Raw genomic sequence first — 22,261 nt, forward strand, 5'->3', positions numbered from 1 at the left:
CTTCGGGAAGCATTTCAAGATCATTTACTTGAATTTTCGGATTTTTATGTACGAACGGTCGGTTTTCAACTAACGTCAGCGCTCTGAGAAACGCGGCCGAACTTTCGGTCGGGCAGCGGTCGGATTTCCCCGTGTCGGGACGGGCGAAATCGTGGTGCTGCCTGAGCACGGTTCGCAATGCGCTTCATCCTTTTACACCCTGGGGCCAACGATGGAGCTCTTCCCGACCACCCGACCGATCCCGACGACGGTCGTTCCAATCCCTGCGCGCAACGGAAAGACTCGCGTTCCGGAGCATCGACGCGCCCGAATGATCGTGGCGGGTACTCCGGTCGATCTGTGCGGCACACCCTATGTGCTTTCGACTGCGGCACAACGGTTGACGTCGGGCAAAGCACTTGCCATCGGCTCGGTCAATCTGGACCACATTCATCATTTCGGCGGTATCGAACGCACTCGGCACAACCTCGTGACCGAGTCGAACACGATGGAGTGGCTGCTTCTGGCCGACGGAATGCCCATCGTGGACCGGGGAAACGAGTTGACGGGCACCCATTGGCCGCGCCTCACCGGCGCCGACTTGTTGCCCGAGATCCTGCATCTCGCGCACACGACGGATCGTTCCGTCGGATTTCTCGGCGGGACGCCCCTGGTTCACGAGCTGCTCCGGCGGCGACTGATGCGGAACTATCCGGGCCTGCGTGTGTCCGGGTACTGGTCGCCCGACCGGTCCGTTGTCGACAGTGACGAACTCAGCCACGCGGTGGCCGACGACATTCGCGACGCCGGAACCGACGTGCTCGTGGTCAGCCTCGGAAAACCTCGGCAGGAACTGTGGATCGACCGGCACGGTGACACGACGCAGAGTCGGCTCTTCCTCGCCTTCGGGGCAGCCACCGATTTTCTGGCCGGCCGCGTCGAACGTGCGCCGTCATGGATGAGCGAGCATGGTTTCGAGTGGCTGTACCGTCTCGCGAAAGAGCCTCAGCGACTTACTCATCGCTACTTGATCGAGGGTCCGGAGGCCTGGGTGCGGCTGCGCGGCGCGTACCTCGTCTCGGACAGCAATCACCCGGCTCACGGCCGTGCCGGCACGCCGCAGGTGCTCGAGTGAGCAAGCCGTACGGTGTGGCAGTCATCGGGGCGGGCTATTGGGGACCGAACCTGGCGCGGAACTTTCGGGGCTCGAGTGCGTGGGACCTCGTTGCGGTGTGCGACACGGATGCCGTTCGAGCGCAACGCGTCGTCGGTCCGCGTTCGACCGTCGAGGTCGAGACCGATGTGCATCGCCTGCTCGCACGCAGCGACATCGATGCCGTCGCGATCGCCACGCCGGCCGCGACCCATGCCCCGATCGCGCTCGCCGCTCTCGCTGCCGGAAAGCACGTCGTAGTCGAAAAGCCGTTGGCTCCAACGTCGGTGGACGCGTCCAAGATGGTCCGAGCGGCTCGTGACGCCGAGCTGATCCTGATGATCGACCACACCTACTGCTACACACCGGCCGTGACCTACATTCGCGACGTGATCGCGTCCGGTCTCCTCGGTCGTCTCCTGTACGTGGAGTCGACGCGCATCAATCTGGGCTTGATTCAGCCCGACGTGGACGTGCTGTGGGATCTGGCGCCGCACGACCTGTCGATTCTCGACTTCATTCTTCCCGGTGGTCTGACTCCGACACGGGTGTCCGCGACGGGGTCGGATCCGCTCGGCGCCGGCCGGGCGTGTGTCGGTCATCTGACTCTGTCGCTTCCGGGGGGCGGTGACGCGCACATCAATGTGAACTGGTTGTCGCCGACCAAGATTCGACAGATGGTGATCGGCGGAAGCCATCGAACCCTCGTCTGGGACGATCTGGACCCGCTGCGTCGAGTGTCGGTTCACGATCGCGGAGTCGACCTGGGTTCGCCCGACGCCGACGAGCGACACGCCTCCGCCGTGTCCTACCGGCTCGGCGACATCACGGTTCCCGCGCTGTCGGAGAAGGAAGCGCTCGGTTCCATGGTGGAGGAGTTCGCGGCGGCCATCCGCGGTGATCGACCCTCGAGGACGGACGGCATCGCGGGTCTGCGGGTTCTGTCGGTACTCGAGGCGGCCGACCACAGCATGGCAGCGAACGGTTCACCCATCCGTCCACGGTTCGTGGACACGACCACCGGAGACCTCGAGTGACGGAACTGAGCGGGGCCACGGCCCTGGTCACGGGTGGTGCGGGCACCATCGGATCGACCATCGTCGATCAGCTGCTCGACGCGCAGTGCGGTCGAATCATCGTTCTGGACAACCTGGTTCGAGGCCGGCGTGCCAATCTCGAGGCCGCACTGACCGATTCGCGGGTCGAACTCGTCGTCGGAGACATCCGGGACATCGACACCGTGCACCGACTGACCCGCGGCGTGGACGTGCTGTTTCACCAGGCGGCCATCCGCATCACCCAGTGCGCCGAGGAACCGCGACTCGCGCTCGACGTGCTCGTCGACGGAACCTTCACGGTGCTCGAAGCGGCCGCGGCAAACCATGTGGGCAAAGTGATTTCCGCATCGTCCGCATCCGTGTACGGCCTGGCGGAACAGTTTCCGACCACCGAGCGACACCACCACCACAACAACGACACCTTCTACGGCGCGGCCAAGAGTTTCGGCGAGGGGATGCTCCGGAGCTTCCGCGCGATGTACGGCATGGACTTCGTTGCCCTGCGGTACTTCAACGTCTACGGACCACGGATGGACGTTCACGGTCTCTACACCGAGGTCCTCGTGCGATGGATGGAGCGGATCGCGGACGGCAAGCCGCCCCTCATCTTCGGCGACGGTTCCCAGACCATGGACTTCGCGTTCACCGAGGACATCGCGCGGGCCAATGTCGCAGCAGCCGCATCCGACGTCACGGACGGTGTGTACAACATCGGCAGCGGCACAGAGACGAGCCTCCGCGAACTGGCCGAAGCGCTTCTGCGCGTTATGGATTCGAACCTACCCATCGAGTACGGACCGGAGCGTTCGGTGAATGCGGTGACGCGCAGACTCGCCGACGTCAGCGCCGCCCGGGACGAACTCGGGTACACGGCGCGGGTGGGTCTCGACGACGGTCTGCGTCGTCTGGTGGAGTGGTGGAGTCCGCAGCGCGACGAGATCCGCGCCGGTGGCACCGCGGTAGCGGCCCGATGAAGCGCATCAATGTCATGCAACCCTGGATGGGAGCGGAAGAGATCGCCGCTGTGACCGAGGTGATCGAGTCCGGCTGGGTGGCTCAGGGGCCGCGCGTGACGATGTTCGAGGATGCGTTCGCCGCACGCATGGAGACGAAACACGCTGTTGCGGTGACGAGTTGCACCACGGCATTACATCTGGCCCTCGTCGTGGCAGGTGTCGGTCCCGGTGACGACGTCGTGGTGCCGTCCTTCTCGTTCATCGCGACGGCGAATGCCGTTCGGTACGTCGGGGCGCGGCCGGTGTTCGCCGACGTGGACCCGGTGACGGGCAACGTCGACCTCGACACGGTCAAAACGGTGATCACCCCGGCGACGACGGCGGTGATCGTCGTGGATCAGGCCGGTGTGCCCGTCGACCTGGACCCAATCAACGATCTCGCTCGATCGCTGTCGATCGCGGTGATCGAAGACGCGGCATGCGGAGCCGGATCGAGCTATCGCGGCCGACCGGTGGGGGCCGGTGCGGATGTCACGGCGTGGTCCTTCCACCCGCGCAAGATCCTCACAACCGGTGAAGGGGGAATGCTCACCACGAACAACGGAGCGTGGGCCAACCGCCTCCGAAGTCTTCGCGAGCACGGGACCAGCGCAGGGGCGGCCGAGCGCCACGCGAGTTCGGTCCCGGTGGCCGAGCGGTACACCGAGGTCGCCTTCAACTACCGCATGACCGATCTACAGGCGGCGATCGGCCTCGTGCAGTTGGGACGGCTCGACGTCGTCGTGGAGCGAAGACGTGAACTGGCTCAACGCTATTCCGACAAGCTGGCGGGCGTTACCGGTGTGCGCTGCGTCGCGGACCCGCCGCACGGCACGGCCAACTTTCAGTCGTTCTGGATCGAACTCACCGACCGCTACCCGTGCACCCGCGACGAGCTTCTGGGCCGACTGGCCGACGCATCCGTCTCGGCGCGGCGCGGGATCATGGCAGCGCACCGCGAGCCCGCGTATGCAGTCGGCAACGCGTCGTGGGGCGACCTCTCGGTCACCGAACGGCTGACCGACACCACCCTGGTGCTACCGCTGTTCCACACCATGACCACCGCAGATCAGGACAGGGTCATCGACGTGGTGAGGGCGAGCTCGTGACCACTCGCCTCGTTCTCGTCGCAGCGTCCGGCCTGGCGCGCGAGGCCGCAGCCGCCGTCCCCCCGGGCATGCAGGTAGTGGGCTGCCTGGACGACGACCTCGAGGCCACCAGCGATGTCGTGATACTCGGAACAATCGATGCCGCCGCGCAATTCGACGATTGCATGTTCCTCGTCTGCGCGGGGTCCGGTGCGGTGCGTCAGTCCATCGTGGATCGGATGGGTGTCGGACCCGAGCGATTCGCGACGGTGGTCCACCCCAGCGTCGACATCCCCGCCGGCTGCACTCTCGGGAGCGGATGCGTCGTACTGGCGCACTCGGTCCTCACGGCTGACGTCACCGTCGGATCGCACTGCGTTCTCATGCCGCACGTGACCTTGACCCACGACGTCGTGGTCGGTGACTTCGTGACACTGTGCGCCGGCGTGAGTCTGGGCGGTGGTGTCGCGGTCGGTGACGGGGCGTACGTGGGGATGAATGCTGCGGTGCGGCAGGGGGTTCGAGTCGGTTCGGATTCTCTGGTCGGAATGGGTGCCGTCGTGCTACAGGGGGTTCCGGACGGGCAGACGTGGGTGGGCTCGCCCGCCGGCCCGATTCGACGACCGCACAGCGGTGTCGCATGAGAGTCCCCTTCGTCGACCTTGCCGCGCAGCAGGCAGAGATTCACGACGACCTTCTCCCGGAGATCGAGAAAGTCCTGCGCACGGCGGCATTCATCGGTGGACGCGCGGTTTCGGACTTCGAAGCCCAGTACGCCGACTACGTCGGAGTTCGCCACTGCATCGGGGTCGCCAACGGCACGGACGCAGTGGAATTGGCGTTGCGAGCGTGTGGGGTCGAACGGGGCGACGAAGTCGTGCTCCCGGCGAACACCTTCATCGCGACTGCGGAAGCAGTGTCACGGATCGGTGCCGTGCCGGTACTCGTCGACGTCGTGCCCGACACCCTGCTGATCGACCCGCAGCAGGTGGACAAAGCCCTGACCCCGCGAACTGCTGCCGTCGTACCGGTTCACCTGTTCGGCCAGATCGCTCCCATGGACGCGATCGCGTCGATCTGCGACGGTGCCGACGTCGCGGTGATCGAGGATGCAGCCCAGTCGCAAGGCGCACGGCAAGGTGGGCAGAGCGCCGGGTCGTTCGGTCGCGCCGCGGCGACGAGCTTCTATCCCGGGAAGAACCTCGGCGCGGCGGGTGACGCCGGGGCCGTGACGACCGACGATCCCGCTGTCGCGGAGCGTGTTCGAGTCATCGCAGCGCACGGTAGTGCGACGAAGTACGTGCACGACGTCGTCGGCTTCAACTCTCGTCTCGATGCACTTCAGGCCGTGGTGCTGTCCGCCAAGCTGCGCCGGCTCGACGACTGGAACACGCGTCGCCGAGAAGCGGCCGCACGCTACGACACTCTTCTGAGCGACGTTCCGGGCATACGACTTCCGATCTCGGACGAGACGAACGTCGACGTGTGGCATCTGTACGTCGTGCGGGTGGCCGATCGCGACGCCGTGGCGGACACGCTGGCCGCCGAAGGCGTCGCTACCGGCATTCACTACCCGACGCCTGTCCACCTCACCGGTGCGTACCGACACCTCGGCTACCGGTCCGGCGATTTCCCGGTCACCGAGACCGCGGCCTCGGAAATGCTGTCCCTGCCGATGTTCCCGCACATCACAGCGGCACAGCAGGAGCACGTGGCGGACACGGTGCGTAGAACGCTTCGGGTGTGAAGACTGCACCTCCCCGCACCGACGACCTCGGTACTCGAGCGGGCCGAGCGCTCGGTTGGAGTCTGGCCAACACCGCACTCGCACGCCTGGGTACCGTCGGAATAGGTATTGCTCTGGCACGACTGTTGGGGCCGACGGCTTTCGGCACCTTCGCCGTGGCCACGGTGGCGCTTCTCGCGGTCCTGAGTTTCAACGAGCTGGGCATTTCGTTGGCCATCGTGCGATGGCCCGGCGATCCCCACACGATCGCGCCTACGGTCGCCACGCTGTCGGTCGCCACCAGCAGCATTCTCTTCGTCGGAACATGGTTCACCGCACCGGTGTTCGCTACCGCGATGGGTGAACCGTCGGCGACGCCGGTGGTGCGGCTCATGTGTGTCTGCATCGTGTTGAACGGACTCGTGGCTGCACCGGCCGCGCTGATGCAGCGCGAGTTCATGCAGAAGCAACGGATGATCATCGACCAACTCGGAGTCTGGGTCGGCGCAGGCGTCTCCATCGCTCTCGCAGTCATGGGTACGGGCGCGATGAGCCTTGCGGTGGGTCGCATCGCGGCCAGCGTGTTGTCGGCGGTGCTGTTCGTTCACTTCGCCCCCAATCACCTTCGCTTCGGATTCGAGCCCGCACTTCTTCGGCCGCTGCTACGTTTCGGGCTTCCGCTGGCCGGAGCTTCGGCGGTGGTCTTCGTCGCGTCGTACGCGGATCAGATCGTGGCCGGCAGTGCGCTCGGGGCAACAGAACTCGGCTTCTACGTTCTTGCGTTCAACCTCGCGTCGTGGCCCATCGCGCTGTTCTCCGGCCCGCTCCGATCGGTGGCCCCGGCAATGCTGGCCCGTCTTCAGGACAGACCGGCGGAGATGACCGACGTCTTCCTGGGTCTGGCGGGAGTACTTGCAGCCGTATCGCTTCCGGTGTGCGCAGTGGTCGCTGCAGCGGCTCGACCCATTGTCGCCTTCGTGTACGGAGACGAATGGGCCCGATCCGCAGACGTGCTGACGTGGCTTGCGGCTGCAGCGGGCGCTCGGATTCTGTTCGAACTCGTCTACGACTATCTCGTCGTGACCAGGCGATCATCGACCATCCTCGTAGTTCAGGTGGCGTGGACCGTCGCGCTCGTCCCCGCGCTCGTGATCGCGTCCCACTACGGCGGACTGGCCGGCATCGCCCTTGCGCAGTTCGTGGTGGCCTTGCTCGTCGCGCTCCCTCTCTACCTGCTTGCATTGCGATCGGTCGGTTCGTCTACCTCCAGACTTGCTCGGCGGCTTCTCGTTCCGGCCGGCGCGTCGTGTTTTCTTGCACTCGGAGTCGCGGCCACCACCTCGCAGATCGGCAACTCTTTCGTGGCGTGCGCGGTTGCCGGGTCGCTCTGCGCCGCGACGGTCGCGGCTCTCGGTTTCTCCGACCGCGCAGCGATAGCGCGCCTGCGTTCGGCCCGAATCGGCGACGCATCATGAGAATCCTGGTGTACCCGCACGATCTGGCGCTCGGGGGAAGCCAGATCAACGCGATCGAACTCGCTGCCGCTGTGAAGGCGGAGGGACACGAGGTGATCGTGTACGGAAATCGAGGGCCGCTGGTGGGGATGATCGCCGACCTCGGCGTCGAGTTCGTCGCATCGCCGATACCGCGCCGACGACCGTCGCCGCGAGTCGTGGCCGACTTGCGGAGGACGTTGATCGACAACCGAATCGACATCGCACACGGGTACGAGTGGCCGCCTGCTCTGGAGATTGCACTCGCTACCCGCGGCACCGCGGCGACGCCGGTGACGACTGTCATGTCGATGGCTGTCGCGCCGTTTCTGCCGCGAACCACCGATTTGGTGGTCGGCACCCGCCAGATCGCCGACGACGAAGGGCGCCGCGGACGCAGGCTCGTGTCCGTGATCGAACCACCCGTCGATCTCACGACGAACGCTGCTTCCGCTGTCGATCCGTCCGAGTTCGTCCACACCCGAGGTCTGGACCCTTCGGCGTCGACCGTCGTCACGGTGACACGACTCGCACGCGAGCTGAAGTTGGAGGGGACGCTGGTTGCGATGGACGTGATCGGTGAACTGGCCCGCACCCGCCGCGTGCAACTCGTGGTGGTCGGCGACGGACCAGCGCGCGCCGAGGTGGACCGACGCGCTCGACTGGTGAACGACAGGGTGGGCCGCACGGTCGTCATCGTCACAGGCCAACTCGACGACCCACGTGCCGCGTACGCCTGCGCCGACGTCGTTATCGGAATGGGCGGTTCGGCTCTGCGGGCCATGGCTTTCTCGAAACCCGTCGTCGTGCAGGGTGAATCGGGGTTCTGGTGCGCTCTGCGGCCCGACACGGTGGAGCAGTTCCTGTGGGCGGGGTGGTACGGGACAGGGACCGACCGGGCCGACGGGCATCGTGAGCTGACCCGACACCTGGTGCCGCTCCTGGACGACGCGCATTCTCGGGAGCGACTCGGAGCGTTCTCGTACGACACTGTGCGCACACGCTTCTCGCTCGCGGACGCGGGTGCGGAACAGATTCGCATCTACGAGGCCGCGATCGCACGCCGGCACGCACGAGGTCGACGGGACGCGGACCTCGTGAACACCTCCGCCCGATACGGACGACACTTCGTCGGGCAGTACCTTGCTCGACTCACCGGCACCCGTGCTACCGAAGATTTCAACAGCGCACGGTCGATCGCGCGAGGGCGATCGTGAACCGGCAGCCGGTCCTCGTGTACGTCTCCGGCGAGGGCTGGGACGACATCGCGGGCACCAATCGCCATCTGGCGGAGGCGCTTGCGCGAATTCGGCCCGTCCTGTGGGTCGATCCGGCCGTGTCCGTAGCCGGTCGTATCCGGCAACGGAGAGCCGGTGTCCGCCCGACGCCGACCGGGCTGAGCAACCCCGCGCCCGGACTGACCCGGCTTCATGTCGCCGGACCACCGGGGCTCACCCGACCGATCCTCTCCACCCTGTCCGAGCGCCATGTCGCAACCGAGATCGACCTGGCGCTCCGTCGGTTGGACGCGTTCTGCGACGGTGTCGTCCTCACCAGTCCGATTCTTCGATTTCCACCGGTGCTGGACAGACGACGTCTGCTGTACGTGACCGACGACTGGATGTCGGGTGCTCACATGATGGGTTTCGACACTGCGATGGTCCGCAGAGCCATGTCGCACAATGCTTTCAACGCTCAGGCGGTAGCAGCGGTGACACCCTCGTTGGCGGCCAAGGTAGCCGAGCTCATCGTGCCCGCACCGACGGTCCAGGTGCTTCCGAACGGATGCGAGCCCATGACCGACAACCATCGCATCCCCGTGGACCTACCGCCGGGTCCCTTGGTCGCTCTGGTCGGCCAGCTCAACGAGCGCCTGGACTACGACGTGCTCGAGCGAGTCGCGCACTCCGGTGTCACCGTCGTGATGATCGGGCCGCGCACCGAGCGGACCCGCGCCGTTTCCCGACGCCTCGACACTCTGTTCGCGATGCCGACGGTTCACTGGGTCGGTTCGGTCCCGGCCGCAGACCTCCCGTCCTATCTGGACAGGATGACCTTGGGGATCACACCGTACGCGGACAACGACTTCAACCGTTCGAGCTTTCCGCTCAAAACCCTGGAGTACCTCTCGCACGGGCTACCCGTGGTCGCCACCGATCTGCCCGCAGCGCGGTGGTTGGGTACGCCGCACATCGACATTGCGACATCACCGGCCGAATTCGCCGAGCTCGTCGTCCGTCGAGTCGCGTCGGCCCCGGATCGCCACGAAATCGATCGGAAACGTTTCGCGCGCTTGCATTCCTGGGACGAACGAGCCGCCTCGCTGCTGAAACTGATCGACCCGCGTGAACCACGACGTCGACCGGTCACGCCTGAGGGCCGCGCGGATCTACCGACGGTCGATTCGGCACTGGGTGTTGCGGTGGCCACACAGGAGGAAGCTGACCGTTCTCACGCCTGACCGGAGTCCGTAAGCCATTGCGTGGGGCCAATTCTCGATGCGGAGGTCGACCGTTGATGCGTGGGGCGGCATACGCGTCGGCGTGCACCGGCCGCGGCGGCGGTTCCGCCGCTGTGGGTCGCGGCGGCGGCGGTTCCTCCGCCGTGGGTCGCGGATTGCGTCGCCGGTCCACGAAGTCGGCAAGGCTGACCGCACCGAAAAGTAATACCAGTGAACCCATTCCGACGACCACAGCGTTGCGCAACCGACTCGAGATACGCTCCGACGCGCTCGTCGGCGTGTCGATCGCCTGGACCGAGATCAGGAATCGCTCGGAACCTCCCGCGACCACCTGCACCTCACGGATCTGCTCCTGCAGGTCCTTTCCGAGTTGCACGGCCGTGGCAACGGCAACCTCGGCCGTCGCCGAACTCGCCGTGATCGTCAGGATCTGCGCGCTCGTGGCGAGCCCGGTGCCGACCGTGAAGTCCGTGGACAGTCCTGCAGCCTGAAGTGACTCCGTCACCTCCGCGGACTGGAGACGGGTACGTGCCGCCTGCAGGGCGAGCGTCGGATCCGCCGAGCGGAGATACGGATTGTCCGACTCGAAGGCGAGGTCCGGATTGGCTTCCACCTCCTGCGGGGAAGGAACCTGCGGGGTGATCATCGCGTAGGTCGACGAGGCCTCGTACGACCGAGGGCCGAAGAACAATGCGACGACGAAAGCCACGAACGTGAGGACGACGAACGGCGCGGCGATCATTTTGTGCCGCCAAAGCACTCGCAAGACAGCCATCGGATCCATTGCCGTTACCTTTCGACCGTGCGAACCGACGACGGAGCTCCACGCCCCGGCTCGGCTCTCGACATGATCCACACTGCGCCGGACAGGCCGACGAACAGTGGAACCACCAACTTGAAAACAGGGAACGACAGCGAGTCGAACGTCGCCGATCCGATCAGGGCAACGGCCATCGCCGACGCGATCGACGCGGCCAGCAAGCGCAGAACCGGCTCTTTCACCCAGACTGCACACGCCAAGGACGCCACGAGAGGAATTGCGAAGAACAGCACGAGAGCAACGAGACCGATCAAACCCATTTCGACCGACGTTTGTAGATATTGATTGTCGAGGATGCCGCGGGCATCGGATTGTATGAAAGTTGCCGGGCCCATTCCGAGAACGGGCCGTTCGAGAACCAGAGCTTGGACTCTGGGATAGTTGTTCACCCGATTGGCGATCGACGGATCGGTGTCACTGCTCGAGCTGAACAGCGCTGCCATGGTGGCTATCAGTCCCGGCACCGCGAGAAACACCGTGACGAGCGCTCCCGGAACTGCGATCGACGACCACTTGCGAGCCTGCGGCGGCAGGAACGGGATCGTGACCACACCGGCGATCACCAGTCCGATCACCGCCGAACGGGACACCGTCATCACACAGGCGAAAGCAATGAGTGCACATTGAATCCAGTGCGAGACGGCGCGTCCCCGGTTGTCGTACAACGCGCGCCACACCGCCAGCGGAAGAACCATGGACATGACCATGCCGAGTTCGATGGGACTGAACGTATTTCCCGCTACGCGCAGGAGAAGTCCGCGGTTCTGGAACGTGGTGGCCCCACCGTTGTCGGACATTCCGATCATGACGGCACGGACATAGTCCAGCGGATCCGATCCGACGACGAACTGATACAGCGACACGACAGCACACACCGTCGCACCGAGAACGACGCATCGCACCAAAACCATTGCGGCGTGTCGGGTTCGCACCGTTTCGGCGGTGACCAGCACCAACGCTGTCCACCCCATCAACATCAGCAGCCAACGGTCCGCGGCCGCCCGTCCGACTGCGTCGGCCGGGCCGGCGGCCATGTTGACGTAGGACGCTACCGACGCGATCCAGAACAGTGCGAGACCTACCCGCGCAGGGTTACGAAATCGAACCGGATCGTGCAAACCCCACACAGCCGACACGGCCCACAACGCAAAAAGCGCAATTGCTGCCATCATCGCGAGATAGCCGTTCGCGCCGAACGGCCCCACGATCATGTCCGCCGGCAGGACGAATGTCAGTACAGGGACCGCTTTGAGCAACCAGGGCACTGCCACCTGGTCGATCGCTGCCGAGGTCGGTGAATCGCGGGTGGATTGGACCTCGAAATGACGTAACTCGTTGCTCATGATCCGATTCGGAATTCTCGTTCGATAATCAAGCGCTCGGAACCCGCGCAACGCCCCCGCGATGACGGCTGATTCGTCGAAAGCATACCGCCGAACAGGAAGCGGTGGGTGATAACCGTCCACTAGTATGCACGGATGGACACCGAGGGGTCGAATCCATGATTCCCCGCGTTCGTTCCGTCGAAATCCTGCTCGTCACCGTTTTCCTGGTGGTCGCCGGCGGGGCTTGTTCCAGTGACGGCGTGAACTCGCCGAAACCGCGTACCGAAGGGGAAACGACTCCTGCGCTCAGACCCGTCGACGGTGGTCCGGACTATTACGCGCAATTCACGAATTCCCTCCCCACCACACCCGACTTCTTTCCCATCGCCTTGTGGGCCGAGTCCGTCGTCGACGACACCGGTTGGCCCACCGACGTAGCCGTCGGCGCCAACACTTACTTGCAGCCGACACCGAACTCGGATCTCGACATCGTGGCCGAGCAGGGCCTGCACGCAATCACGAGTTGGGCGCCCGCAGATGCGCCGTCTGCGGCCTACTTCCTCGGTGACGAAATCGATATGTGGGCGGGCCCGGGGTCCGCGGCCTGGTCCGGAAACGATCCAGGGGCCGGGCCAGTCTGTTCCCCCGAGAAATCCCAGTGCGGGTACACCGTGCTCGACGCCGAGACCGCGACCGTTCCCCCCGGGCGCATGTCCATGGCCAATTACGGTAAGGGAGTTGCCTTCTGGGAATCCGACACGGACGCAGCCCGTTTCGTGAACAGTCAGGACGTGGTGTCGATCGACGTCTACTGGTTCACCGACCCGAATGTCTGCGGCGCCTCGGAGGGCGGTGCGCTCATCGGGTCCGGGAAGCCGATACCAACCGAGCGGTGTCGCCTCGCTGCGAACTACGGGCGCACGCTGCAGCGTGTGCGGTCTCTGATCGAACCTGCGGGGAGCACGCCGGTGTGGGGCTTCGTCGAGGTCGGACATCCGTTCACCGAGTCGGCTGCCCCCACGATCACCGTCCCGGAAATCAGGGCCGCGGTGTGGAGCAATCTGATCAACGGAGCGCGAGGGATCAGCTACTTCGTCCACAACTTCGCCGGTGACTGCATGACACAACACGCGATCAGGGACTGCGGTCCCGAACTGCAGCAGGGCGTGACGGCGATCAACGATCAGATACGACGACTCTCGCCCGTGCTGAACGCTCCGTTCGTCGACGGCGTGGTCTCCGGGACCGACAATGTCGATCTTGCTTCCAAGACGTACGACGGCTCCCTCTACGTTCTCGCCGGTGCGTCGGTGTCCGACCCGGGCACGGCAGAGATCACCGTGGGGTGCGATGCGTCCGACGCAGAGGTGGTGGACGAGAACCGTCGGATTCCGATCGCGGACGGTCGATTCGTGGACGACTTCGCCGACGCGAACGCAGTCCATGTCTACAGAATCAACGGGTCCGCCGAGTGCATTCCGGAGTGGTCGTGACATCCCTCGACATCCTCACTCCGTCGTACCGACCCGACTTCGAGCTGTTCGAGGACCTGCACAACTCCGTCCTTCGATTCACGGACTCCGCACGACATCGGGTCGTGGTGCCGAGCGGCGACCTCGAGCTCTTCCGATCGATCCGATCACCTCGTCTCGACGTGACGAGTGTCGATGCCTTTCTTCCGCGAACGATGTTCTCGGTTCGGCCCGCCACGCGGTGGACCTCGAAAGTCGGACCACTGGAGAAGATCTCGAAGATTCACGCGATCGACGCACGACAACCGTGGCCACCGCTGCGCGGATGGATCCTGCAACAGATCGTGAAACTGGCGGCTGCCGCGGCAAGCACGGCCGACACCGTGCTGATAATCGATTCGGACGTCAGTCTGATCGCGGAGCTGAGTCACCGAGATGTGCGCCGGGGGTCTGCGACCCGCTTCTACGCGGACCCCGCGGGGGTCACACTCGCCATGACCGAACACCAGCGGTGGCACGACAATGCTCGCCGGCTTCTCGGACTGCAGGCCACGCAGCCACACGTCCGACCCGATTACATCGCCGGGTTCATCACCTGGGAGCCGGCCGTCGTACGCGACATGCTCGCGCACGTGTCCTCGGTGGCCGGTAAGACCTGGCTGCGCGCCGTGAGCGGCTCGCTCCACTTCTCGGAATGCACGCTGTACGGGACGTACATGGACCACATCGCCGACGAGGCCCGCCGCGCCTACACCCGCCCCACCACTCGGTGCGCCAGCCATTGGGACCCGGTGAGTCTGACTGCGTCGTCGGCGGAACACCTGATCGACGACATCGACTCGAACGACGTCGCTCTCCAGATCCAGTCCACGTCGCGAACACCGATCGACCTTCGGCGAACGCTGATCGCGGATGCCATCGCCCGGCGTCGGTGAAGTCGGTCTACGTTCCGGATTCCATTCCGGAAACCTCACAGGTCACGTCTTCCGAAATCGTTGTTCGGAGGAAAGCAGGGTGCTGGAGTAGCGAACTCCAGCTTTAAACTTGCAATGTCGCCGCGGACCGGAACCGCCGCCGAACCCGAATTCCGGCCGACAGTCGGTATCAGGAATCATCTCCGAATTGACGTTTGCAGCAACCAGTTTCGGAGCTAGTGTGTGGCTCAGACCATTCGCGCGCTATTTCGCTACGCCTGCGAAATACATTGCCGGAAGAAGTTCTCATGACTCGCGCACATATTCTCCATCGCCGTTCGAGGAGCTTTTCTCGGCGAATTCTGTTGCGGCTCGGACTACTCGGCGTCGTCTGCCTTCTCGCCTCGTCGTGCGGGCTGATCGGCCAGATGCCGACGCGTCCGCCCACCCGGACCACGACGCCGGTGCCTACCACCACCGCCCGGCCACCCACGACCACGACTCCCCCTCCGACCACCGCCGCGCCCACCACACCGCCGATCACGACGACGACCGCGCCGCCGGTGACGGGAACCGGCACCCTGCGCCCGGTGGACGGCGGTCCCGCCTTCTATTCTCGTTTCACCGGTGCTCTGCCGACGTCGCCCACGTTCTTTCCCATCGCCCTGTGGCAGGAATCGGTGGTGGACGACACCGGCTGGCCCGTCGACAAGGCAGCCGGGATCAACACCTATCTCGAACCGACCGCGAACACGGACATCCCCCGCATCACCGCCAACGGGATGTACGCGATCACCAGCTTCGCCGGTGCGAACACACCCACCGCAGGCTATTTCACGACAGACGAAGCGGACATGTGGGCGGGTCCCGGTTCGTCACCGTGGACCGGGAACTACCCGGGTCAGGGAGACATCTGTCGACCCGCGAACAGTCAGTGTGGATACACGGTCATGAGTGCAGCACGTAGCAAGGTTCCGGCGGGCCGCATGGTGGTGTCGAACTACGGGAAGGGTGTCGCGTACTGGGAAACCAACACGCAGGCAGCTCAATTCGTGAACAACTACCAGGACGTGGTGTCGACCGACATCTACTGGTTCACCGACCCGAACGTGTGCAACCAGTACGAGGGCGGCAACCTGATCAACGGTGGGGCATCCGCTGTACCCGCGGCACAATGCCGCCTGGCCACCAACTACGGGAAGGTGGTTCAGCGGGTTCGCTCGCTTGTCACTCCTGCTGCGTCCAAACCGGTGTGGGCATTCATCGAACTCGGCCACCCGTTCACCGAGTCCTATGCACCGACCATCACCGCTCCTCAGATCAAGGCCGCGGTGTGGAGCAGCCTGATCAACGGGGCTCGCGGCATCGAGTACTTCAACCACAATTTCGGGGGAAACTGCCAGACGCAGCACATCATTCGAGATTGTGGGGCCCCCCTTCGATCGGCTGTGACGGCCATCAATCAGCAGGTGTCACGATTGGCTCCAGTGCTGAACGCCCCGTTCGTCGACGGCTTGGTCTCGCACTCGGCGGGTATCGATCTGTCGGCCAAGAGCTATCAGGGATCGCTCTACGTCATGTCGGGTTCGGCACAGGCCGGTGCGGTTCGAGCTAGCATCACGGTCGGGTGCAACGTGTCGTCCGCGACGGTTGTCGACGAGAACAGGACGATCCCCATCAAGAACGGAACGTTCAGCGATGATTTCGCCGACGGCAATGCCGTCCACATCTACAAGATCGACGGAGCCGGGTCGTGCTTGCCGTCCTGATCAGCGGCTGCTGAGATCCCGCTGCCACCCAGCGTCCGACGAGCGGCGCGCAACAACACGGCCGGCCAACGCGAAAGCGGCGTAGGTGGCCGCATCGAGAAAGCTCACCGGACCCCGCACGTGGCCGATCAGCTCTTGAATCGACTGCTGCACAACCGTGTTGGCTTCCACACCGGCATTACCTCGATAATTGCGATTCAACACGGTGACGAGACTTCGCACATCACGCGGAACCGAGATCACCACAGGATCGGTGACCACCGATCTCTTCTCGATCGCATCGAACTGGTTGTCCACGTGAACGTCGTCGGCTATGACATCGGGGAACGAGCCGAGCCGTCGGTGACCGTCCTCGCTCAGTGCGTAGCAACCTGCGCCCCACAGCGCGTGACGGAAGGACGGTATTCGCGACCTCGCCGCGTAATACCGTCTCACCCAGAAGGAGGCGTCGTCGACGGCGTACGTCGACGACGGACGAGCAGCGAGCACGCGGCCCTCGCTCAGTGAGGTGAGTACCTCGACCGCAGCATCGGCCGTGAGCACGACGTCGGCGTCGAGATAGATCCTCGGCCACAGCGTCGCCGATGCGTCACCCGCGTTCAGAGCTGCGACCTTCGACGCGGTCTCGATCTCGATCACCCGCACACCCTCGATCGCACGAGCCCTCTCGGCGGTGTCGTCCGAGCACCCGTTGCACACCACGAGGATCTCGACGATTCCCTCCGCGGCAAGCGATCCGAGCGGAACGAGCGTCCGGGTGATCACCGACGACTCGTCGTGCGCCGGCACCACGATGGACCCCATGTCCGGCCGCCGCGGCAGGGTGCGACGCGGCAGAGACGGCCAGGCCTCCCGATTGGCCACCATGCGGGCGGTGCCATGGTTCCCGCGCACCGCCTCCGAGAGGACGACCACGATCAGGAAGGCGAGAGCGTAGAAAGCCGAGTGGTACTTCTCGATGTACTTGACTCGGTTCACTGCCATGAGGCTCGTCAGGGCTGTGCTGGTTCCCGAGCCGCCGCCGTGATGGCAGGCATGCGCAGCCGGGTCGTACATCACCGTCCACCCGCGGTCCCGCGTGCGGCGGAAGAAGTCGGTTTCCTCCGAGTACAGAAAGAACTGTTCGTCCCATTCGCCGACTGCATCCATCACATCGCGGCGCACGAGGAGCGCTGCACCGGTGGACCATTCGATGTCCTGCGGGTACTCGTATCGCCAACGGTTGTAGAGGGTTTCGCTCGACCATTCCGGTCTCCGAGTCACATGGCTTCCCACCATGGCGTCGATGGTCGCCGAGAGCAGGGAGGGCTCTCTACGGATGGACGTGTACGTGGTGCCGGACTCGTCGACGAGGCGTGGAACGACAACTCCCACAACCGGATCGATCAGATGACCGAGCATCGAATGCACGGCGTCCGCGGCGAGGACGAGATCCGGGTTGAGCACGAGGACCGATTCACAGACACCGAGATGAGCTCGTGCTGCGTTGATTCCTCCGGCATAACCAGTGTTCGCTCCCGGCCGTACCAGCTGGACGTCTCCATGCGCCGACACACGCTGACGCGTGTCGTCCGTCGACTCGTTGTCGACCACCACCAACCTGGCCGAGATTCCCCTCGTGGCGCGTCTGACGCTGGCGATCAGGTTGTCGATCACGGCAGCACTGTCGTAGGTCACCACGATCACCGCCACCTCGACGGGCACACCGACCGACGCAAATTTCGTCATGCCACACCATCAGCACTCTCGGCGAAGGACCGCCCACACGTGCAGCTCAGCGCGTCATCCAATCGCTCCCCACAGATGCACACCCACCCGAGCTGCCGCGCCGGGTTCCCCACGACGAAAGCATGTGCGGGCACGTCACGCGTCACCACAGCTCCCGCGCCCACGAAGGCATGGTTCCCGATCGTTGTTCCGCACACCACCACGACACCGGCCCCCAGAGTGGCGCCGGCTCGCACGAGGGTCTTCGACAGTGCGTCACCGCCGCGTCGGATATGGGCACGCGGCCTCGAATCGTTGGTGAAGGTGACCGACGGTCCGAGGAACACGTCGTCCTCGATCGTCACTCCTTCGAAGATGCTCACACGGTTCTTCACCGTCACGCGATCGCCGACCACGGCACCGCCTTCGATGTAGGCGTGGTCGCACACATTGCACTCCACCCCGACAACAGCGCCGTCCAGGACGTGTGCGAACGCCCATACCCTGGTGCCCGAGCCCACCTCGGAGCTCTCGCAAAGCCCCAGTGGGTGCACGAACGGTCCCTCGGGTTGCTCGGTGTCGGAGCCCGAATCGGACGGCATCGCGGTTCTCCAACTGGCGGAGTGACAGGCTGATCGAATCAGAACGATTGTGCACCATCGGTTTGCTATGTGTACCCGAAAAGGGTGAATCAACCGTTTCGATTTCACGCCGCAGCAATCGAACTCATGCACGGTGTCGAATGTTCGATGTCCGAAACCTAACCAAGGAGTTTTTGTGCCTATCGCAGCAGTCGACTACAACCACGTCCGACTCACCGTCACCGACATCGAGAAGTCGCGCGCGTTCTACGATTCCGTCTTCGGCTTCGACGTGGCCTTCGAGCTGCCCCCGAACCCGGACGAGGCGACCAAGGAAGCGCTCGCGTTCCTCTTCGGCGGCGTCATCTACAAGTTCGGCGGCGGATTGCTCGGCTTGCGCCCGGTTGCCGACGACTCGTTCCACGAGGACCGCACGGGCCTCGACCACCTGAGCTTCACGGTCGGTAGCTTGCAAGACCTGCACGACGCAGCCAAGGTGCTCGACGACTTGGGCGTCGCGCACGAGGGCGTCAAGGATCTCGGTGACGCCGGCATGGCCATCCTGGAGTTCCGCGACCCCGACAATATCGCGCTGGAAATCGCCGGCCCGAACAACTGACGTATGCCGCCTAGCATCTACTTTCCGATAAGGAATGTAGATGCTAGGTTGGAGTCATGGATCAGAACGAAGCCCGAGCCCAGCTGGACGCCGTGCGGCGTGCACACCGCGATTCGGCCCGACCGTCACTCCCCATCGCCGTCACCGTCGGTGCTGCCGTGCTCGCCGGTGTGGGAGTCGCCTTGCTAGGCCGGCCGGATGCAGTCGCAATCACGAGGTTGCTCAGCGTTGCCCTTCTCGCAGCGGCCTACCTGCTGCCCACCCTCTATCGCACGCGACGGGGCCTCGACGGGTATCAGGGGCAGGTACGCCAGACCAACATCGTCTGGTCGATCAGCTTCGTGACCCTGTTCGTCTGTGGTCTGAACGCCGACACCACACTCGCGGTCGTGTACCTCGTGTTCGGCATCGTCGTAGCCGTGACCTACTTCTTCGCCCTCCGCGGGTGGGGACTACCCAAGTGACTGCCATCCTCGACGAAACCTTGTCCGCACCAACACGTCTGAAGATCTGCGGATACCTGTCAGGTTGTACGGAAGCGGACTTCAAGGTGGTCCAGGACTACTGCGCCATCTCGCAGTCCAGCCTGTCCAAGCATCTCACCACGCTCAGCGACAAGGGTTACGTAGAAATTCGCAAGGTCAGCGCTGCCCGCTACACGAAGACCCGGTTGAGCTTGACCGACGCCGGACGTCGCGCCCTCGGGGAACACGTCGAGTACCTACGATCGATCGCCGAATCGGTTGCGCAGGGCTAACTCTGCTTCTTCCTCGCCTCGCGAGCCGCGGTACGAGCGTCGACGTCTGCTCGGTCCATCACATCGGCCTCGGCCAACGTGGGCGCACTGCCACCCAGCCGTGCCGGCACCCAGTACTCCCCCGCCGGGTGTTCGTAACTCTTCTGGAGTTCGGCGAGCATTCCCTGCATCGTCGCGCGAAGCAGAGCGGTCAGTTCGGGCGCGGGCAGGTTGGGCGGAATGGGCTGACCGACCGCAATCGAGATCGGGGTGTTCGTGCGTCCGAGCCGCTTCGGAAAGCCCTTGGTCCATACACGTTGTGCACCCCAGATGACGGTCGGGATGATGGGCACCTGCGCTTCGATGGCCATCCGTGCCGCGCCGGACTTGAATTCCTTGATCTCGAAACTGCGGCTGATGGTCGCCTCCGGGTAGACCCCGACCAATTCACCCTTCTTCAGGTCCTCGACGGCTGCGCGATACGAATCGGCGCCCGCCGCCCGGTCGACCGGAATGTGCTTCAGCGCGCGCATTATCGGGCCGGAGATCTTGTTGTCGAAGACCTCCTTCTTGGCCATGAACCGGATGTAGCGCTTGACCGAGCGTGGTGCGATGCCCGCGTAGGTGAAGTCCAGGTAACCGGTGTGATTGACGGCGATCACCGCGCCACCCCTGGCGGGGATGTTGTTCTCGCCCGTGATCGTGAACTTCAGGCCCTCCGCTGCAAAGACGGTGCGGGCGATGCCGATGACGGTGCGGTAGACGGGTTCCACGGATGCAGCGTAACCGCTCATTCGTACAAGGCGGCCGAGCTCGACGCTTTCTACCGTGAGTTCATGCATCCGCAACCGATGATCGCCGTCTCGGACATCGACGCCTCTCGATCTTGGTACCGAGTCACGTTGGGCCTGGTCAGCGGACACGGAGGGCACGACTACGAGCAACTTCTGTTCGACGCGACGATGGTCCTCCAGTTGCACCGGCTGGACGAGACCCATCACCACGAGCCGATCGGCGCCGCGGGGACACCCCTCGGAAACGGTGTTGCCTTGTGGTTCGCGGCAGCGGACTTCGATCAGGCGACGGACCGCATACGCGCAGCCGACCCCGTGGTGGTCACCGAAGCCCACCACAATCCCAATGCCGGTCACCGCGAGATCTGGATTCGAGATCCCGACGGGTACCTGGTGGTCGTCGCAGGAACATGAGATCTCAGCGCGGCGCCGGAACCCACTTCCGCGCCGCGAGAGCCAGACCCAGAGTGGGCACAGCGAGTGCTCCCACGAGCGGGATCAGTGCGGTAACCGTGGATCCCGTCGCCACGTACGCGAAGACGGCGACCGCGACCGCCTCGGACAGAAAGCCGGACACCGACGTCACCGTGGCACGTGCCTCACCCTCGATCGAATCCTGTAATCGTGCCTCGGCGACGATCACGACGTTGTACATCAGTCCGTATGCCACTGCGAGAGCGATGAATCCGCCGATCTGCCCCGATACGGGCACCTCCGCGAGCGCCACCGACGCGACGCCGAGCATCACCGCGACCGTTCGATTCGACATGCGCGACGTCCGGCCGGCAACCGCGGTACCGAGCGCCTGGGCGGTCGCGGGAAGTGCGACGAGAAGCGCGGCGCCGGTGAGGGATGCGCCTTCGTCGTCCGCCGCGAGAGGGAAGTACTCGTCGAACGCCAGCAGGCCGGTCAGCATCGCGACGAAGAGCACCGCGCGCCGTACGACCCTGTGTCGCGCCGCCTCCCCGACCCCCTCCCGGAGCATTGCGAGGTACGAGGCACTGTCGTCGCCGAAGTAGGCGGGAGGGTCGGGGAATCCAGCGGCGATCGCAGCTTGGACCAGAACGACTGCGACACTGACCCATCCGACGAGCTGTAGGCCGTTCTCCAGGGTCAGAATCGGGGCGGCGACGAGGTAGGCGAGCACGGTCGTCACCATCGACGTCGCTTCCGCGATGCCCATCAGCCCGGCGTAGGAGTCGGGCCGACCCTGACGAACCAACTCGTCGTAGACGAGCGCCTGGTAGGTACCGGAGACGACGGCGGTGCTCGCCCCCCAGAGCACGAACCCTGCCGCGAACCACCAGTACGACGTGCCGACGGTGAACGCGGCAAAGGCGGCCGACACGAGGAGTGACGCAAAGACCATCAGTGCGCGCCGCGAGTAACTGTCGGCCCATGCGCCGGACGGGATTTCGAGAACGAACGCGGTCATCGACCACACGACGAACAACGTCGAGATCTGCGCGGTATCGAGCCCGTTGTCTCGGAAGACGATGGCGTACACCGCGTAGAGCGGCACAATTTCGCCCACAGCCGAGTAGGCAACCGTGCGCACGTCGAAGGCATTG

General features: G+C 64.6%; 22 protein-coding genes. 16 read left to right on the forward strand and 6 right to left on the reverse strand.

Going from position 1 to position 22,261, the window contains the following annotated elements; all coding sequences use genetic code 11:
• Positions 1-211 precede the first annotated feature (211 nt).
• From IEW02_RS00145 to IEW02_RS00185, 9 genes are read left to right on the forward strand one after another with little or no spacing between them, the layout of a single operon-like run.
• Complete coding sequence (locus IEW02_RS00145; protein ID WP_188542703.1) at positions 212-1,114, forward strand: WecB/TagA/CpsF family glycosyltransferase; 903 nt, start codon at positions 212-214, stop codon at positions 1,112-1,114.
• Positions 1,111-2,169 (forward strand): Gfo/Idh/MocA family protein, encoded by a 1,059-nt coding sequence (locus tag IEW02_RS00150; RefSeq protein ID WP_188544090.1) that lies wholly within the window; start codon positions 1,111-1,113, stop codon positions 2,167-2,169. The genes IEW02_RS00145 and IEW02_RS00150 overlap by 4 nt, the downstream gene beginning before the upstream one ends.
• Entirely contained in the window at positions 2,166-3,164 is a 999-nt protein-coding gene (locus tag IEW02_RS00155; RefSeq protein WP_188542704.1) for an NAD-dependent epimerase/dehydratase family protein, read from the forward strand. The genes IEW02_RS00150 and IEW02_RS00155 overlap by 4 nt, the downstream gene beginning before the upstream one ends.
• Positions 3,161-4,294 (forward strand): DegT/DnrJ/EryC1/StrS family aminotransferase, encoded by a 1,134-nt coding sequence (locus IEW02_RS00160; RefSeq protein ID WP_188542705.1) that lies wholly within the window; start codon positions 3,161-3,163, stop codon positions 4,292-4,294. Before IEW02_RS00155 ends, IEW02_RS00160 begins: the two co-directional genes overlap by 4 nt.
• The gene (locus tag IEW02_RS00165; RefSeq protein WP_188542706.1) at positions 4,291-4,917 is read left to right on the forward strand and encodes a NeuD/PglB/VioB family sugar acetyltransferase; all 627 of its coding nucleotides are present in this window, start codon (positions 4,291-4,293) and stop codon (positions 4,915-4,917) included. The genes IEW02_RS00160 and IEW02_RS00165 overlap by 4 nt, the downstream gene beginning before the upstream one ends.
• A complete protein-coding gene (locus tag IEW02_RS00170; RefSeq protein WP_188542707.1) occupies positions 4,914-6,020 on the forward strand; it encodes a DegT/DnrJ/EryC1/StrS family aminotransferase in 1,107 nt (368 codons plus the stop codon). Before IEW02_RS00165 ends, IEW02_RS00170 begins: the two co-directional genes overlap by 4 nt.
• Positions 6,017-7,474 (forward strand): oligosaccharide flippase family protein, encoded by a 1,458-nt coding sequence (locus IEW02_RS00175; RefSeq protein ID WP_188542708.1) that lies wholly within the window; start codon positions 6,017-6,019, stop codon positions 7,472-7,474. The genes IEW02_RS00170 and IEW02_RS00175 overlap by 4 nt, the downstream gene beginning before the upstream one ends.
• Positions 7,471-8,709, forward strand: a complete 1,239-nt coding sequence (locus IEW02_RS00180; RefSeq protein ID WP_188542709.1) for a glycosyltransferase — start codon at positions 7,471-7,473, stop codon at positions 8,707-8,709. Before IEW02_RS00175 ends, IEW02_RS00180 begins: the two co-directional genes overlap by 4 nt.
• Positions 8,706-9,953 (forward strand): glycosyltransferase, encoded by a 1,248-nt coding sequence (locus IEW02_RS00185; RefSeq protein ID WP_188542710.1) that lies wholly within the window; start codon positions 8,706-8,708, stop codon positions 9,951-9,953. The genes IEW02_RS00180 and IEW02_RS00185 overlap by 4 nt, the downstream gene beginning before the upstream one ends.
• Here the strand turns inward: IEW02_RS00185 and IEW02_RS00190 are convergent.
• Positions 9,859-10,737, reverse strand: a complete 879-nt coding sequence (locus tag IEW02_RS00190) for a YveK family protein (protein WP_188542711.1) — start codon at positions 10,735-10,737, stop codon at positions 9,859-9,861. The genes IEW02_RS00185 and IEW02_RS00190 overlap by 95 nt on opposite strands.
• A 5-nt stretch (positions 10,738-10,742) precedes the next feature.
• The gene (locus tag IEW02_RS00195; protein ID WP_188542712.1) at positions 10,743-12,116 is read right to left on the reverse strand and encodes an O-antigen ligase family protein; all 1,374 of its coding nucleotides are present in this window, start codon (positions 12,114-12,116) and stop codon (positions 10,743-10,745) included.
• Positions 12,117-12,274: 158 nt separating this feature from the next.
• Here IEW02_RS00195 and IEW02_RS00200 point away from each other — a divergent pair, with 158 nt between their 5' ends.
• From IEW02_RS00200 to IEW02_RS00210, 3 genes are all read left to right on the forward strand, one after another.
• Positions 12,275-13,591: a hypothetical protein gene (locus tag IEW02_RS00200; RefSeq protein ID WP_188542713.1), complete on the forward strand. Its 1,317-nt coding sequence runs from the start codon at positions 12,275-12,277 to the stop codon at positions 13,589-13,591.
• Positions 13,588-14,505 carry a DUF6492 family protein gene (locus tag IEW02_RS00205; protein WP_188542714.1) on the forward strand — a complete coding sequence of 306 codons (918 nt, stop codon included), beginning with the start codon at positions 13,588-13,590 and terminating at the stop codon, positions 14,503-14,505. Before IEW02_RS00200 ends, IEW02_RS00205 begins: the two co-directional genes overlap by 4 nt.
• A gap of 287 nt (positions 14,506-14,792) precedes the next feature.
• Positions 14,793-16,253 carry a hypothetical protein gene (locus IEW02_RS00210; protein ID WP_188542715.1) on the forward strand — a complete coding sequence of 487 codons (1,461 nt, stop codon included), beginning with the start codon at positions 14,793-14,795 and terminating at the stop codon, positions 16,251-16,253.
• Here IEW02_RS00210 and IEW02_RS00215 read toward each other — a convergent pair whose 3' ends face one another.
• Together IEW02_RS00215 and IEW02_RS00220 are read right to left on the reverse strand one after the other, a co-directional pair.
• The gene (locus IEW02_RS00215; RefSeq protein ID WP_188542716.1) at positions 16,254-17,981 is read right to left on the reverse strand and encodes a glycosyltransferase family 2 protein; all 1,728 of its coding nucleotides are present in this window, start codon (positions 17,979-17,981) and stop codon (positions 16,254-16,256) included.
• The gene (locus IEW02_RS00220; protein ID WP_188542717.1) at positions 17,978-18,562 is read right to left on the reverse strand and encodes an acyltransferase; all 585 of its coding nucleotides are present in this window, start codon (positions 18,560-18,562) and stop codon (positions 17,978-17,980) included. The genes IEW02_RS00215 and IEW02_RS00220 overlap by 4 nt, the downstream gene beginning before the upstream one ends.
• A gap of 175 nt (positions 18,563-18,737) precedes the next feature.
• Between IEW02_RS00220 and IEW02_RS00225 the strand changes: the two genes are divergently transcribed.
• The 3 genes from IEW02_RS00225 to IEW02_RS00235 are packed head-to-tail and all read left to right on the forward strand — an operon-like array spanning position 18,738 to position 19,917.
• Positions 18,738-19,160 carry a VOC family protein gene (locus IEW02_RS00225; RefSeq protein WP_188542718.1) on the forward strand — a complete coding sequence of 141 codons (423 nt, stop codon included), beginning with the start codon at positions 18,738-18,740 and terminating at the stop codon, positions 19,158-19,160.
• Between the two features lie 56 nt (positions 19,161-19,216).
• Complete coding sequence (locus tag IEW02_RS00230) at positions 19,217-19,624, forward strand: hypothetical protein (protein WP_188542719.1); 408 nt, start codon at positions 19,217-19,219, stop codon at positions 19,622-19,624.
• Positions 19,621-19,917, forward strand: a complete 297-nt coding sequence (locus IEW02_RS00235; protein WP_188542720.1) for a transcriptional regulator — start codon at positions 19,621-19,623, stop codon at positions 19,915-19,917. Before IEW02_RS00230 ends, IEW02_RS00235 begins: the two co-directional genes overlap by 4 nt.
• Here the strand turns inward: IEW02_RS00235 and IEW02_RS00240 are convergent.
• Positions 19,914-20,669 (reverse strand): lysophospholipid acyltransferase family protein, encoded by a 756-nt coding sequence (locus tag IEW02_RS00240; protein ID WP_188542721.1) that lies wholly within the window; start codon positions 20,667-20,669, stop codon positions 19,914-19,916. The genes IEW02_RS00235 and IEW02_RS00240 overlap by 4 nt on opposite strands.
• A gap of 63 nt (positions 20,670-20,732) precedes the next feature.
• On the opposite strand from IEW02_RS00240, the gene IEW02_RS00245 reads away from it, so the two are divergent.
• Positions 20,733-21,104, forward strand: coding sequence for a VOC family protein (locus IEW02_RS00245; protein WP_188542722.1), 372 nt, complete (start codon positions 20,733-20,735; stop codon positions 21,102-21,104).
• Positions 21,105-21,108: 4 nt separating this feature from the next.
• Here the strand turns inward: IEW02_RS00245 and IEW02_RS00250 are convergent, their stop codons facing one another.
• On the reverse strand, positions 21,109-22,248 hold the full coding sequence (locus IEW02_RS00250) for an MFS transporter (RefSeq protein ID WP_188542723.1): 1,140 nt from the start codon (positions 22,246-22,248) through the stop codon (positions 21,109-21,111).
• Between the last annotated feature and the right edge of the window lie 13 nt (positions 22,249-22,261).

The organism is Rhodococcoides trifolii, assembly GCF_014635345.1.
GTDB classification, from domain to species: Bacteria; Actinomycetota; Actinomycetes; order Mycobacteriales; family Mycobacteriaceae; genus Rhodococcoides; species Rhodococcoides trifolii.

Coding starts and splice junctions, on each gene's coding strand:
- IEW02_RS00145 (WP_188542703.1), top strand. CDS start 212: ATGGAGCTCTTCCCGACCACCCGACCGATCCCGACGACGGTCGTTCCA.
- IEW02_RS00160 (WP_188542705.1), top strand. CDS start 3,161: ATGAAGCGCATCAATGTCATGCAACCCTGGATGGGAGCGGAAGAGATC.
- IEW02_RS00170 (WP_188542707.1), top strand. CDS start 4,914: ATGAGAGTCCCCTTCGTCGACCTTGCCGCGCAGCAGGCAGAGATTCAC.
- IEW02_RS00180 (WP_188542709.1), top strand. CDS start 7,471: ATGAGAATCCTGGTGTACCCGCACGATCTGGCGCTCGGGGGAAGCCAG.
- IEW02_RS00190 (WP_188542711.1), bottom strand. CDS start 10,737: ATGGATCCGATGGCTGTCTTGCGAGTGCTTTGGCGGCACAAAATGATC.
- IEW02_RS00195 (WP_188542712.1), bottom strand. CDS start 12,116: ATGAGCAACGAGTTACGTCATTTCGAGGTCCAATCCACCCGCGATTCA.
- IEW02_RS00200 (WP_188542713.1), top strand. CDS start 12,275: ATGATTCCCCGCGTTCGTTCCGTCGAAATCCTGCTCGTCACCGTTTTC.
- IEW02_RS00210 (WP_188542715.1), top strand. CDS start 14,793: ATGACTCGCGCACATATTCTCCATCGCCGTTCGAGGAGCTTTTCTCGG.
- IEW02_RS00215 (WP_188542716.1), bottom strand. CDS start 17,981: ATGACGAAATTTGCGTCGGTCGGTGTGCCCGTCGAGGTGGCGGTGATC.
- IEW02_RS00220 (WP_188542717.1), bottom strand. CDS start 18,562: ATGCCGTCCGATTCGGGCTCCGACACCGAGCAACCCGAGGGACCGTTC.
- IEW02_RS00230 (WP_188542719.1), top strand. CDS start 19,217: ATGGATCAGAACGAAGCCCGAGCCCAGCTGGACGCCGTGCGGCGTGCA.
- IEW02_RS00245 (WP_188542722.1), top strand. CDS start 20,733: ATGCATCCGCAACCGATGATCGCCGTCTCGGACATCGACGCCTCTCGA.